The organism is Xylanibacter brevis P6B11 (assembly GCF_000621825.1).
GTDB lineage: Bacteria > Bacteroidota > Bacteroidia > Bacteroidales > Bacteroidaceae > Prevotella > Prevotella brevis.
Genome location: NZ_JHXG01000009.1, coordinates 107,260 through 120,584, shown reverse-complemented (window position 1 = coordinate 120,584; position 13,325 = coordinate 107,260). Strand labels below are relative to the sequence as shown.

General features: G+C 49.3%; 10 protein-coding genes. 4 read left to right on the top strand and 6 right to left on the bottom strand.

The window, feature by feature from the left end:
* Window positions 1-14: 14 nt before the first annotated feature.
* Window positions 15-1,850: a heavy metal translocating P-type ATPase gene (locus T496_RS0105900; protein ID WP_027449926.1), complete on the top strand. Its 1,836-nt coding sequence runs from the start codon at window positions 15-17 to the stop codon at window positions 1,848-1,850.
* Window positions 1,851-1,866: 16 nt separating this feature from the next.
* Here T496_RS0105900 and T496_RS0105895 read toward each other — a convergent pair whose 3' ends face one another.
* The 6 genes from T496_RS0105895 to T496_RS0105865 all read right to left on the bottom strand — a co-directional run bounded on the left by T496_RS0105895 (window position 1,867) and on the right by T496_RS0105865 (window position 6,591).
* The gene (locus T496_RS0105895) at window positions 1,867-2,472 is read right to left on the bottom strand and encodes a hypothetical protein (protein WP_027449925.1); all 606 of its coding nucleotides are present in this window, start codon (window positions 2,470-2,472) and stop codon (window positions 1,867-1,869) included.
* A gap of 26 nt (window positions 2,473-2,498) precedes the next feature.
* Entirely contained in the window at window positions 2,499-3,065 is a 567-nt protein-coding gene (gene folE / locus T496_RS0105890) for a GTP cyclohydrolase I FolE (protein ID WP_044109203.1), read from the bottom strand.
* Between the two features lie 10 nt (window positions 3,066-3,075).
* The gene (locus T496_RS0105885) at window positions 3,076-3,687 is read right to left on the bottom strand and encodes an SPOR domain-containing protein (protein ID WP_052342102.1); all 612 of its coding nucleotides are present in this window, start codon (window positions 3,685-3,687) and stop codon (window positions 3,076-3,078) included.
* An 11-nt stretch (window positions 3,688-3,698) separates the two neighbouring features.
* Window positions 3,699-5,615, bottom strand: a complete 1,917-nt coding sequence (gene tpiA, locus T496_RS14675) for a triose-phosphate isomerase (protein WP_394331341.1) — start codon at window positions 5,613-5,615, stop codon at window positions 3,699-3,701.
* Entirely contained in the window at window positions 5,612-6,157 is a 546-nt protein-coding gene (locus tag T496_RS0105870) for a DUF1599 domain-containing protein (RefSeq protein ID WP_027449922.1), read from the bottom strand. The genes tpiA and T496_RS0105870 overlap by 4 nt, the downstream gene beginning before the upstream one ends.
* A gap of 77 nt (window positions 6,158-6,234) precedes the next feature.
* The gene (locus T496_RS0105865; RefSeq protein ID WP_027449921.1) at window positions 6,235-6,591 is read right to left on the bottom strand and encodes a hypothetical protein; all 357 of its coding nucleotides are present in this window, start codon (window positions 6,589-6,591) and stop codon (window positions 6,235-6,237) included.
* 148 nt (window positions 6,592-6,739) lie between these two features.
* Between T496_RS0105865 and T496_RS0105860 the strand changes: the two genes are divergently transcribed.
* From T496_RS0105860 to T496_RS0105850, 3 genes are all read left to right on the top strand, one after another.
* Window positions 6,740-8,260, top strand: coding sequence for an HD domain-containing protein (locus tag T496_RS0105860; protein WP_027449920.1), 1,521 nt, complete (start codon window positions 6,740-6,742; stop codon window positions 8,258-8,260).
* Window positions 8,261-8,748: 488 nt separating this feature from the next.
* Complete coding sequence (locus tag T496_RS0105855; protein WP_155808703.1) at window positions 8,749-11,835, top strand: SusC/RagA family TonB-linked outer membrane protein; 3,087 nt, start codon at window positions 8,749-8,751, stop codon at window positions 11,833-11,835.
* 32 nt (window positions 11,836-11,867) lie between these two features.
* Complete coding sequence (locus tag T496_RS0105850; protein WP_027449918.1) at window positions 11,868-13,268, top strand: RagB/SusD family nutrient uptake outer membrane protein; 1,401 nt, start codon at window positions 11,868-11,870, stop codon at window positions 13,266-13,268.
* The last annotated feature ends 57 nt before the right edge of the window (window positions 13,269-13,325 follow it).

Here is a 13,325-nt window from a genome sequence, read left to right as displayed (position 1 = left end):
AACATCATCACAGTTTGAAAGCGCAGCTGACGCTGATTGTCGCTACAGCCGTATTGCTGGTTGTCGCTTATGTAATGGAACAGCACTTGGCATGGCCGCAGTGGCAGTTGTTGCTGGTCTATCTAGTCCCTTACTTGCTCGTAGGCTATGGCACTTTGCGTGAAGCGGTAGAAGGACTGGCACATGGCGATGCTTTCAACGAGCACTTCCTGATGTCGATAGCCACCATTGGTGCACTTTGTATTGGTGAATATCCTGAGGCCGTCTTCGTGATGCTCTTCTTCCAGGTAGGCGAGCTGTTTGAGGGCTATGCCGAAGGGAAGAGTAGAGAGAGCATAGCACACCTGATGGATATACGTCCTGACGTGGCCCATGTGGAGCGCGATGGTGCAGTGCTTGATGTGATGCCCGATGAAGTGGGGGTAGGTGAGATCATCTTGGTGCGCCCCGGTGAGAAGGTACCCTTGGATGGCGTCGTCGTAGAAGGCTCTTCTGCCTTGAATACCGTGGCACTGACAGGCGAGAGCGTGCCTCGTGATGTAGCTGTGCAGGATGAGGTGATATCTGGTTGTATCAACCTGCAGGGAGTGATTCGAGTGCGTACCACTAAGGCCTTTGGCGAGAGTACGGTCTCGAAGATTATCAATCTGGTGGAGAATGCGGGTGAGAGCAAGTCGAAGAGCGAGACCTTTATCACGCGTTTTGCGCGTATCTATACGCCGGTAGTTGTGTTCCTTGCCATAGGTATTGCTGTCTTGCCACCACTGTTGGGCGCAGGCAGCTTTACGACATGGCTCTATCGCGCCCTGATGTTCTTGGTAGTCTCTTGTCCTTGTGCCTTGGTCATCAGCGTCCCATTGACGTTCTTTGGCGGTCTTGGTGGCGCTTCGCGTCGAGGAATTTTGATTAAGGGAGCCAACTATATCGATGTGTTGTCGCGACTGGACACGGTGGTCTTCGATAAGACTGGCACACTGACCCATGGCCAGTTTGCTGTCACGGCTGTTCATCCCGAGCAATACGATGCCCAACAGTTGCTGCATCTAGCTGCTCATGTGGAGCACTTCTCAACGCATCCTATTGGAGCGGCTCTGCGTGATGCCTTCCCCGATGAGGCTACTGATGGCTGCAGCGTCAGCGATGTGCAGGAGATATCGGGCCACGGTGTGAAGGCTAAGATTGGTGAACTGGAGGTATCTGTTGGTAACACGAAGATGATGGATAGCGTAGGTGCACACTGGCACGACTGTCATCATGTGGGTACGATTATTCACGTGGCTATCAACGGTCAGTATGCAGGCCACATTGTGATCAACGACCAGGTGAAGGCAGATAGCGCTGAGGCGATTGTACGATTGCGTGAGTTAGGCATCAAACAACTGGTGATGCTCACTGGCGATAGAGAAGAGGTGGCTGCAGATGTAGCTGAGAAACTTGGGCTGACAACATATCACGCCGAACTTCTTCCAGAAGATAAAGTGAAGATTGTTGAGGCTTTGGCACCCGGTCACCAACTGGCTTTCGTAGGCGATGGTATCAATGATGCACCAGTGCTGGCACGTGCAGATGTCGGTATTGCGATGGGAGGACTGGGTAGCGATGCGGCTATCGAGGCAGCCGATGTGGTGTTGATGGATGATCAACCTTCAAAGATTGCTCTGGCCATACGCATTGCTCGCCGAACCATTGGCATCGCTCGTCAGAATGTGCTGTTTGCCATTGGCGTAAAGACGCTCGTACTGATATTGGCAACCTTTGGTTTTGCTACGATGTGGATGGCTGTCTTCGCTGATGTGGGTGTGACGGTATTAGCTGTTCTCAATGCGATGCGCGCATTGAGACAGCATTAATTTCCGTGATGCTTGATTAGTTATCGTGATATTCGAAGACACCTCCGAAGTCGGGGTTCTCTCCAAATACCTCACCCTCAATCGTGCTGTCTCCTACGGTAGCACCATCCTGATTGTTGGCAGCATTGTTCTCGATGATAGGCTGATTATAGTCTTTACGGAGTGAGCCTACCACAAGCAGGAAGTCGTTGTAGTGGATGGTGGGAATAACAACGCCGAGGATGCCGATGCCACAACGAACACCGTCAGGACGGAAGTTGTTGCACAGACTCATGGTGGCAAAGATGGTGTGGTCGTTGTATTCCAAGCGGTTGTTTTTCTTAAACAGCTTGTACATCTCTACCTCACTGATGGTGTCGGCAGTGGTGAACATATAGCTGAAGTTGTTGAGCGCATTGTCCATCCAGTCGCCATTGATACTGTCATGAGCGTTGATACACTGACGGATGTCGTCTTCCATGACAGCGCGCATGCGTTCTTCCGACGGGCAGAAGATGGCCAGAATGATAGACAAGACACCAAGGATGGCACCTAAGATGACGAGTCGACCGAAACAGCTGTGGGTGAACTCGTAACTGAGTGATTCTCGCTTGCGGAATGAACCGCCACCTGACTGATACATATGCGTTGTTTGTTAATTGGTTTGTCTTAATGATGAATCAGGTTCATGAACTCCTGACGAGTCTTTGCCTGTTCGAAAGCACCGCTGAACTCGCTGGTGGTAGTCACCGAGTTCTGCTTCTCTACGCCACGCATCTGCATGCACATATGCTTGGCTTCCACCACTACCATGACACCTAAGGGGTGCAGTGTCTCTTCGATACATTTACGAATCTGCAGCGTCATGCGCTCTTGCACTTGAAGGCGGTGACTGTAGATATCTACCACACGGGCAATCTTTGAGAGGCCGGTGATGTAGCCATTGGGGATGTAAGCCACGTGTACCTTGCCGTACATGGGCAGCATGTGATGCTCGCACAGTGAGAAGAAGTCGATGTCCTTGACAATGACCATCTGACTGTAGTCCTCCTTGAAGAGGGCATCTGTCAGCACCTTGTGCGCATCCATTTCATAACCGCGTGTCAACACCTGCATAGCCTTGGCTACTCGGGTGGGCGTCTTCAGCAGACCTTCGCGCTCTGTGTTCTCGCCCAGCAGTTCTATGATACTTTTATAGTGTGATGCAAGTTCTTCTGTTTTCTTTTCTAGTTCCATGATAACATGTTTAATCTGCAACGCTGATTTTGCCTTTCACGATAGTGGCAGACTCATATCCCAGTTTGCGTACTTCTTCTACTTTTGCTTTGGCATCCTCGTAGTTGCGATAGTTGCCCATACGGCAGATCCATCTGGGAGAGTAGAAGTGCACATACACCTCTTCTCCAGGGAACAACTGTTTGAGCGCGTTGCCTGTTTTCTCTGCTTTCTGGCGATCACTGCGTGTGTTGCCTCCAGCAAATACCTGAATACGATAGCCTATGGCTTTGTGATAATGTTTGGGTGCAGCAACGGTATCGGCTGATGGCGTTGCTGAGTTGTTACCGACCTCGTTTTGTGTGCCATTGCTGGCTGAAGTCGTCTTTGTGGCGGCTGTAGCCGTCTTGGTTGTTGCAGCCGGTTTGGTGGCTGGCTTAGTGGCAGGCTTGGTTATAGTCTTTGTCGGTTTGGCCGACGAATGCGTGCCGTTCACCAGGTCTTCAATCTCTTTGTCCTGATGGATGGTCACGGTACCTCCACCCGCTGTGGTCTGCTGAACACGTTGGGTAAAAGTCTGTGCGTCGGCATTGATAGCAATGCCGGCACACAGACTTAGTATAGTGATGAATAGCTTCATCATATATTCATTTCTTATTTGAAGGCGTCGATGATGCCCTTGAAGTCTGCGCACTTCAGTGAAGCACCGCCAATCAGACCACCGTCGATGTCGGGCTTAGCGAACAGCTCAGGAGCGTTAGAAGCCTTGCATGAACCGCCATAGAGGATGGTGGTGTCGTCGGCAACAGCCTGACCATACTTCTCAGCGATGATAGAACGGATGTAAGCGTGGATCTCCTCAGCCTGCTCAGCAGTAGCGGTCTTACCAGTACCGATAGCCCAGATTGGCTCGTAGGCGATCACGATCTTGCGGAAGTCCTCCTCAGAGAGGTTGAATACGCTGCCCTCGAGCTCGGCCTTAACCACCTCGTTCTGCTTGCCAGCCTCGCGCTCCTCGAGTGACTCACCGATACAGAAGATCACCTTCAGATCGTTCTTCTGTGCCAGCAGCACCTTCTCCTTCAGGATCTCGGGAGTCTCCTTATAGTACTCACGACGCTCTGAGTGACCCAGGATCACGTACTGAGCACCAGTGCTCTTTACCATCTCGGCAGAAACCTCACCAGTGAAAGCGCCCTTCTCCTTGTCTGCGCAGTTCTCTGCACCCAGACCGATGATAGACTGATCGAGGAACTGGGCGATAGAAGCCAAGTGAATGAATGGGGTGCAAATCACTACACCGCAGTTGGGCTTCTCTGCCTTCAGTGTCTCGTTCAGCTCTTTTGCAAGAGCAATACCATCCTGGAGATTCATGTTCATCTTCCAGTTACCTGCTACAATTTTCTTTCTCATTTTCTTTTCTTTTTTTATTGTTGGTGTTAAACGATTGGTTTTAATTCTAATCCATTTTGTCCACATCCACATGCGGTCGGCCAGGCTGAGCAGCGTCAGTGGCAACACGAACCATAACATGAGCATGGCGATGCGGCGTGCCACCGAGTCTTCCTGTATACTGCCTTCCTGCAGCTCATGCAGTGGCTTGCTGCTGTCCAGTTCAGGCAGGCGGTTGTGGCTCCATTTCTGTATGATGACGCCATCGTGCAGCAGCAGTAGTCCTGGGTTGCTGCGTATGACGGTCTTCAGCAGCACATCGTCGGTCTGGTAGAATGCATATTCCGCACCAGTTCTGTCTCTCCACTGGTTCACGGCTTTCTCGCCGCTTGCTGTGAGTCCATAGAAAGCATAGCCGTTGTCTTTGGTGTACTCATAGAGCTCGTTGATGACGTCCAGCTGTGAGTCGTCGGCCTGCTCCAGGTGGGGCGAGATGAGCAACATGGTGTAGCTACTGTCGTTCAGTACCTGTTCGGTGATGTCTTCGCCGTCGCGCTCCATGAACAAGTCGGCGTAGGGCGAGTCCTCACCTTCCATCATCCGTTGCCAGCCCGCTCTCAGGTCTGTGCCTATGCGATAGGGTCGGAAGTCGAACAGCGGTTTGTCATAAAGACACCATGTCGAGGTGATGAGTATGAACAGCGCCGTGTAGTTGATCACCAGCCACTGGTTGGGCTCGCTGATGAAGCGAAACATCCGTGTGGGCTTGTGGGCCACGATGATGGCAGCCGACAGCAGTACCACGTTTTTCCAGAATGTCTGCCAGTTGGTGAGAATGATGGCGTCGCCAAAGCATCCGCAGTCTCTGACGGGGTTGCTGATGGCCAGCCACAGTGTCAGGGGTGTCATCACCAGCATGATGGCTAATGCCAGTCGTGAAGACAACTTCCTTCTGATTGCAAACAACAGAAAGATGCCTAAGCAAAATTCCGTGGCGCCCAGCAGCACCGACAGACCCAGTGTTGCCATGTCGGGCAGCCAACCTCCCAGATGCATGGCTGTCAGGTAGTCCTGTATCTTGTATTGCGTGCCGAGCGGATCGATGGCCTTAACAAATCCAGAGAGGATAAAGACCAGCGCCAGCACCATGCGGGCTATGTTTACAATCAGTATTCTCACTTCTCCAACTTAATCAGTCCGAAGACTGCATAGTTGATAATATCCATATAGTTGGCATCGATGCCCTCGCTCACCAGCGTGGCTCCGCCTAAGTCTTCTATTTCCTTGATGCGCTCAATTTTGGTCAGGATGAGGTCCGTGTAGCTGCTCACGCGCATGTCGCGCCACGCTTCGTCGTAGTCGTGGTTCTTGCGTTTCATCAGTTCCAGGGCCTCTTTGGCATAGTGATCGTAGAGCACCATGGCTTCGTCGTTGTTCATATCCACGCAGTCGGCAAAGCCTTTCTCCAGTTGAATCAGTCCCACGATGCCATAGTTGATCAGCGCCATGAACTCCGGGCGTATGCCTTCGCCCACCAGCGACTCCTGTTTAATCTCCAGCGAACGGATGCGCTTGGCTTTGATAAACAACTGGTCGGTCAGCGATGAGGGTCGCAGGATGCGCCACGAGGCACCGTAGTCGTGCAACTTCTTCGAAAAGATGTCGCGACATTCGGCTATGGCAGCCTCAAACTGTGCATTAGTTTTTTCAAATTTGTTCATATTTCGGGTGCAAAGTTACTAAATAAATATGAATTACACATTAATAATATGGATTATGAACCTCGAATTATGAAATATTAATCATTTTGTTTTTTGCGGATATACTTGATTTTTGCACCAAGTGTGTTCCATTGCACCTGCAGCGAGTCGCGCTTCATGCGTAGCAGTGTCAGCTCGGTCAGTTCCTCGGCGGTGGCTTTCAGTGCTCGTTTGTGCTCCTCCACGATGGTCTTCTTCTGCTCATATTCAGCCTTCGTCGCTTCCAGTGCTTCATCGACGCGTGCCAGTTCCTCTTGTGAGGCCAGTAGGGTGGAGTCTTGCTTGTGCTTGAGGGCAGCCCGGCGCTGTTCTATTTCGTCTCTTCTTGAGTTGCTACAGGCGGTGGCGACCAGTGCTAAAGCGATAGTAGCAATGAGTAATCGCTGTTGTTTCATACTTCAATCATTTAGGGACAGTCCGCGTAAAATCAGGACTGCATATTTGGGTACAAAGTTAATCAAAAAAAGACTAAATGCCAAAAATAACTTGTTTTTTTGTCTGAAAGTTCGTAACTTTGCACCCTCAAAAGAGTTATATACGTAAATGAAGTTGTATTCTGACGAAGAACTGGCCAAGATTCTTGACCAGGATATTTTCCACAAAATTAGCGATGTGGCCGATCATCTGGGCGTAGAGTGCTACGTGGTGGGTGGCTATGTTCGCGATATCTTCCTCGAGCGCCCCAGCAACGACATCGATGTGGTGGTGGTTGGTAGTGGTATCGAGGTGGCCAAGGCCCTGAAGAAGGTGCTTGGTCGCCATGCTCATCTCTCTGTTTTCAGGAATTTCGGCACGGCTCAAGTGAAGTTCAACGACACCGAGGTCGAGTTCGTAGGTGCCCGCCGTGAGAGCTATAGTCACGACTCGCGCAAGCCAATCGTGGAAGATGGTACGCTGGAAGACGATCAGAACCGCCGCGACTTCACCATCAATGCGATGGCCATCTGCTTGAATCGTAGCCGTTTTGGCGAACTCGTCGATCCTTTCAATGGATTGGCCGACCTGGAAGATGGTATCATCGCCACCCCTCTTGATCCCGATATCACATTCAGCGACGACCCGCTTCGCATGATGCGTTGCATTCGTTTCGCCACGCAACTCAACTTCCAGATAGAGGAAGCTACCTTCGATGCCCTTCAGCGCATGGCCGATCGCATCAAGATTGTCAGTGGCGAGCGTATCGAAGTGGAACTGAATAAAATTATGATGGCTCCCCATCCCAGCAAGGGACTGGTTGACCTGCAGCGCTGTGGCCTGCTGAACATCATCCTCCCCGAGGTGGCTGCGCTCGACATCGTGGAGCAGAAGAATGGTCGTGCCCATAAGAATAACTTCTATCATACGCTTGAGGTGCTGGAGAATGTGGTGAAAGCGACCAACGAGACCCACCCCCAACCCCTCCCTGTGAGGGAGGGGAGTGAATGCTCTCAGACGAATGCTTCTGCTTCCCGTACCGATGGACTGGGTGAAAACCGTGTTCTTTATTTGCGCTGGGCTGCTTTGCTTCATGATATTGGTAAGACGAAGACCAAACGATGGGATGCTTCCATAGGTTGGACGTTCCATAATCACAACTATGTGGGCGCCAAGATGGTGGCCGATCTGTTCCGTCGCTTGAAGTTGCCCCTCGGTGCCGAGATGAAATACGTTCAGAAGCTGGTTGATCTGCACATGCGTCCTCAGGTGATTGCCGATAGCGAGGTGACAGACTCGGCCGTTCGTCGCTTGTTGAACGATGCCGGTGATGACATCGACGACCTGATGACCCTCTGCGAAGCCGATATCACCTCGAAGAATGAAGTTAGGAAAAAGATGTTCCTCGAGAACTTCCGTATGGTACGCGAAAAGCTGGCAGACCTTAAGGAGAAAGACTATAAGCGTCTGTTGCAGCCCGTCATCGATGGTAACGAAATCATGGAGCTCTTCCATCTCTCGCCTTCGCGCGAGGTGGGCACCCTGAAACAATACTTGAAAGACGCCGTATTAGATAATAAGGTAGAAAACGAGCGCGAACCTCTGATGCAGCTCCTCATGGAGAAAGCGCGCGAGATGGGAATCGCCTGATATGGGCGTCATATTCTAATTCTAAAAGTGCCACTTTTCCACAAGAAGAGTGGCACTTTTGTTGTCATCGCCCTTTGTTAATAGCTTTTCTATGAGGATAGCTCCCCTCCCTTTGGAGGGGCTGGGGGAGGCTCCCCCTGTTGTTTTTTGTTAAAGTATCACTTTGTCTTGGGGTAAAATCGTGTTGTTATCGCAAACAGACGTTTTGTTTATTTGATAATTTTATCATTTCGGTGGTAAAAAAGTCCGTTTTTAATAGCAAAAATGGATATAAATTAAGAAAATGCAATTAATTTATGAATTTTTTTTGTAATTTTATTGATTATTCCGTTTTTATTGTTAATTTTGCACCCCGAAACCAAACTGCACCGAATTGACATCGGTTTGTAAGTGAGAAAGCAGATGAAGTGACAATTTGTAATTCATTCTATTTAGTTTTAATTGGTTATACACAAACATTTATTTAATATTAATTTAACAGAAGTCTTATGAGCAAAAGACTAGCATTGCTTTTGATGACCCTTTTCCTCGTAGTAGGTGGGGCATTCTCTCAGACGAGAGTCAATGGTACCGTCATGTCAAAGGACGATGGTGAGCCCGTTATCGGTGCATCAGTTTTAGTTGTTGGCACCCATGTCGGTACAGTTACTAACAGTGAAGGACAGTTCTCTCTGAATGTTCCTGCAGGTAAGAAGACACTTCGTATTTCTTACATTGGTATGGAAACTTTGGAATTGCCCGCAAGCGCAAACATGCGCATTTTGTTGACCAGCGACCACAACTCACTTGATGAGGTGATTGTTGTTGCTTACGGTACAGCAAAGAAATCTTCATTCACAGGTTCGGCTACTGCCATGAAGGAGAAAGACATGTCAGCCCAGAAGGGTTCGCTTGTTAAGTCTCTCGAAGGTAAGGTAGCTGGTGTACGTGTAGGTTCATCTATTGGTGACCCAGGTGCTGACCAGAACATCCAGATCCGTGGTATCGGTTCTATCAATGGTTCTACTCAGCCTCTGTATGTTATCGACGGTGTGCCCGTATTGGCAAACTCAGATGGCTACATGTCATCAAGCATCAAGTCACAGTCTATCCTTGCTACTCTGAACCCTAACGATATCGAGAGCATGACCATCCTGAAGGATGCTGCTGCAGCATCACTTTATGGTTCACGTGCTGCCAATGGTGTTGTTATCATCACCACTAAGAAGGGTGCTAAGGGTAAGACCAACGTACACTACGATATGCAGATTGGTACTCAGCAGATTGCTAAGAAGAGCGCCATGAACACCATGAATGCTGCTCAGCTGAAGGAGTACTATACAGATGGTATCAAGAATGGTATCTTGGAGTATGGTCTGGCAGCAACAGAGGCCGAGGCTTTGGAGTATGCTACTAATGGTGGTTTGGAATCACAGGGTTTTTATCCCGCATACATGTTTTTCTGGGATTTCGATAGCGATACTGATACCAATTGGTACGACCAGGTTTATCACAACGCTCTGACTCAAGACCACCAGCTCTCTATCGACGGTGGTAACGACAAGACCAAGTTCTATGTAGGTTTGGGCTACAATGATTCAGAGGGTGTCGTTAAGGGCACTCAGTTCCAGCGCTACAGTGGTCGTGTGAACTTGGATCACCAGGTTAACGACTGGTTGAAGATTGGCGTTAAGCAGATGATTTCTTTCTCTGATACTAAGGGTATTCGCGACCAGAGTGATCAAGAACAGGGTTTTGGTACAACCGCCCCTTGGTCCGTACTCTACTCTTTGGATCCTACAGCTAAAAATAAAAATGCTGATGGTTCATATAATAATGATGTTGCTTTTGGTAAGGTTGCTAACCCCAACAACATGTTTGGTGTTGAGAGCGGTGAGTATGCCGAGTTCGTGAAGTCAAACATGATGCGTAGCATGAGCAACCTCGAGGCTGAGGTTAAGCTGCCTTACGACCTCGTTGCTCGTACCATCTTCGGTTATGACTACACCAACAATAAGTTGCAGGAGTTCTGGTCTCCTCTGAGCGTTAACGGTGAGTCACTTGGTGGCTTGGGTCAGCGTTGGGACTTCACCAGCAAGACTCTGACCTCTTCTACCACTCTGGGCTACAACCATCAGTTTGGTAAGCACGCTGTTAATGCATTGGGCGGTTATGAGTATGAGAAGCGCCAGATGCCTTTCTTGACAGCTTCTGCTAAGGGTTATGGTACTTACAAACTGCCTGAGCTTTCTAATGGTCAGACTTACGATACTGGTAGCGCTATCTACGAGTCAATGCTTTCTTCTTGGCTCGGTAAGGCTGACTACAACTACGACAACAAGTACTATGCTGGCTTGAGCTTCCGTCGTGACGGTTCTTCTCGTCTGGCTAAGGACAATCGCTGGTCTAACTTCTGGTCAGTATCTGCTGCATGGCGTATCTCTCAGGAGTCTTTCCTGCAGGACAATCCTCTCTTCTCTGACTTGAAGGTACGTGCATCTTACGGTACTAATGGTAACCTGCCCACCGGTATGTATCAGTACATGCCTCAGTATGCTACCAGCGGTGGTTATGGAGCAAATGGTGCTTACTACTGGTCAACTCCTGGTAACGAGGGCCTGACATGGGAGAAGTCTAAGAACTTCAACGTTGGTTTCGACTGGACACTCTACAACCGTGTATCACTCACTCTTGAGTACTATAAGAAAGTGACCGACGATCTGATCTTCTCTACTCCTGTGTCTTATGTAACAGGTTTCGGTTCTAACATCAACAACATCGGTAAGCTGGAGAACAGCGGTCTCGAGTTCAGCGTTTCTTCTCAGAACATCCGTACTAAGGACTTCAGCTGGACCACCGACTTCAACCTGACATGGCAGAAGATTGAGGTGAAGGAGTTGCCTGGCGGCGAGGACGTTCAGTATGGTGATGGTAACATGTACCTGCTCCGCGAGGGTGAGTCTATGCACACCTTCTACCTCCCCGAATGGAAGGGCGTTGATCCTGAGACCGGTCTTGGTGAGTTCTGGCTCGATCCCTCTGATCACTCAAAGGGCGTAACTAACACCTACGCAAAGGCTGGTAAGGGTAAGGTAGGTAAGGCTGTGCCCGATGTACTCGGTGGTATGACCAACACCTTCCGCTACAAGGACTTCGATCTGTCGTTCATGATTTCTTATCAGTTCGGTGCCGACATGTTCGACTATCCCGGATACTTCCTCACCTTCAGTGACGGTGTACGCATTGGTTCATTCAATGTTCATGAGTCAGTTGCTGGCAACTACTGGAAGCAGCCTGGTGATGTAGTTGAATTCCCCAAACCTATCTATGGCAACCCCTATCGTTCAGATAGGTTCTCTTCACGCACGATCCGTTCTACCGACAACATCCGTGTTCGTGATATCACTCTGGGCTACAACGTGCCTCTGTTCAAGCAGTACATCAACAACCTGCGTGTGTACTTCCGTACCACCAACCCATTCATGATCTACTGCGCAACTAAGGACGTAGATCCCGACGTTGATGTAAACGGTTATCGTCAGACCGATACACCTCCTACACGTCAGTTCCTGTTTGGTCTGAACCTGACTTTCTAATATTCAATACATCAATAATAGAATCATAACATATGAAAAAGATATATTTAGTTTTAGGTCTGGTTGCTGGACTGAGCCTTTCATCTTGCAGCCTCGACTCAGAGCCATCTACTTCGCTTGGCGAAGGCGTGGCTATCACGACAGAGTCTGATTTGCAGTACGCTGTCAACGGTATCGGTTATCTGATGTCTGAAGATCGTATGCTCTACGGTTCTGAGTTCGGACTCTATGCCGACCTTCTTACTAACGAGTTTAAGTATGTTGATGACTACGGTCAGAGCACTGCCATCGCTCGTTATACTTTGACTAAGTTTGATGAGCTGCCCGAGTATGCTTATGCTGATATGTATGGTGCTATCGCCAACTGTAACAAGGCACTCGAGTTGTCTGAGGCACTCGAGCAGACCGAGACTGTTGACAAACTGCGTGGTCAGCTTTATGCATGGCGTGCATTGCTCCACTTCGACTTGGCTCGCCTTTTCGCTCACATTCCAACAGCTGTTGATGATGTGAACGCAGCTAACTCTGGTATCGTTCTCTCTGACCATGTGGTAGCTCCCGACTTCAAGGGCGATCGTGCTACTTTGGCACAGACCTACAAGCAGATCACCGACGACTTCACACAGGCTATGAATCTGCTCGAGGCTTCTAAGGACGAGAAGAAGGAGACTGGTTACTTCAACTACTATGCAGCTTTGGCTCTGCGTGCACGTGCCAACCTCTATGCTGGCAAATATGCAGAAGCTCTGGCTGATGCTAAAGAGGTAATCAAGGATGGTGGCTACGAACTCTATACACCTTCTAACTATGTTAAGGCTTGGGAGCAGGAGGGTACTTCAGAGTCAATCTTCGAACTTCTGATCACCGCCAACTACAATGCTCAGCGTAACTCGCTTGGTTATTACACCGATGCTTCTGGTTACCCCGAGGCTGCCCTGGATGAAGATGGAAATATTCTGACCTACCTGAAGGCTACTCCTGCTGACATTCGCTCTAAGATGATCAAGGAGCAGGCAGTTAAGGGTGTTGCAGGAACTCACTTCTTCCCTGCTAAGTATCCTGGTCGTGAGGGTCTCTACGTTAACAACCCCAAGATCATCCGTCTCTCTGAGGTTTACCTCATCGCTGCAGAGGCTGAGCTGAAGGGCAACAATGATGGCGCTAAGGCTGCTTTCTACATCAACGAGATTGAGAAGAACCGTGTAACTGGTTACACCGATGTTGCTACTGTTACTATCGACGACGTGATTGCTGAATACGAGAAGGAGTTCTTCGCTGAGAACCAGATTGCATTTGCTTACTGGCGTAACAAGAAGAGCATCACTAACCAGGTTAACAATGTTATCAGCTACGACGATAACCAGACCATCCTGCCTATCCCACAGCGTGAGATTGACTTCTATCCTGGACTGGTTCAGAACACAGGTTATTAATCCTCTGAGTTTATATTGCAAGTTTCCTTGTTGATAGATTCTTGCAATCATCATAAG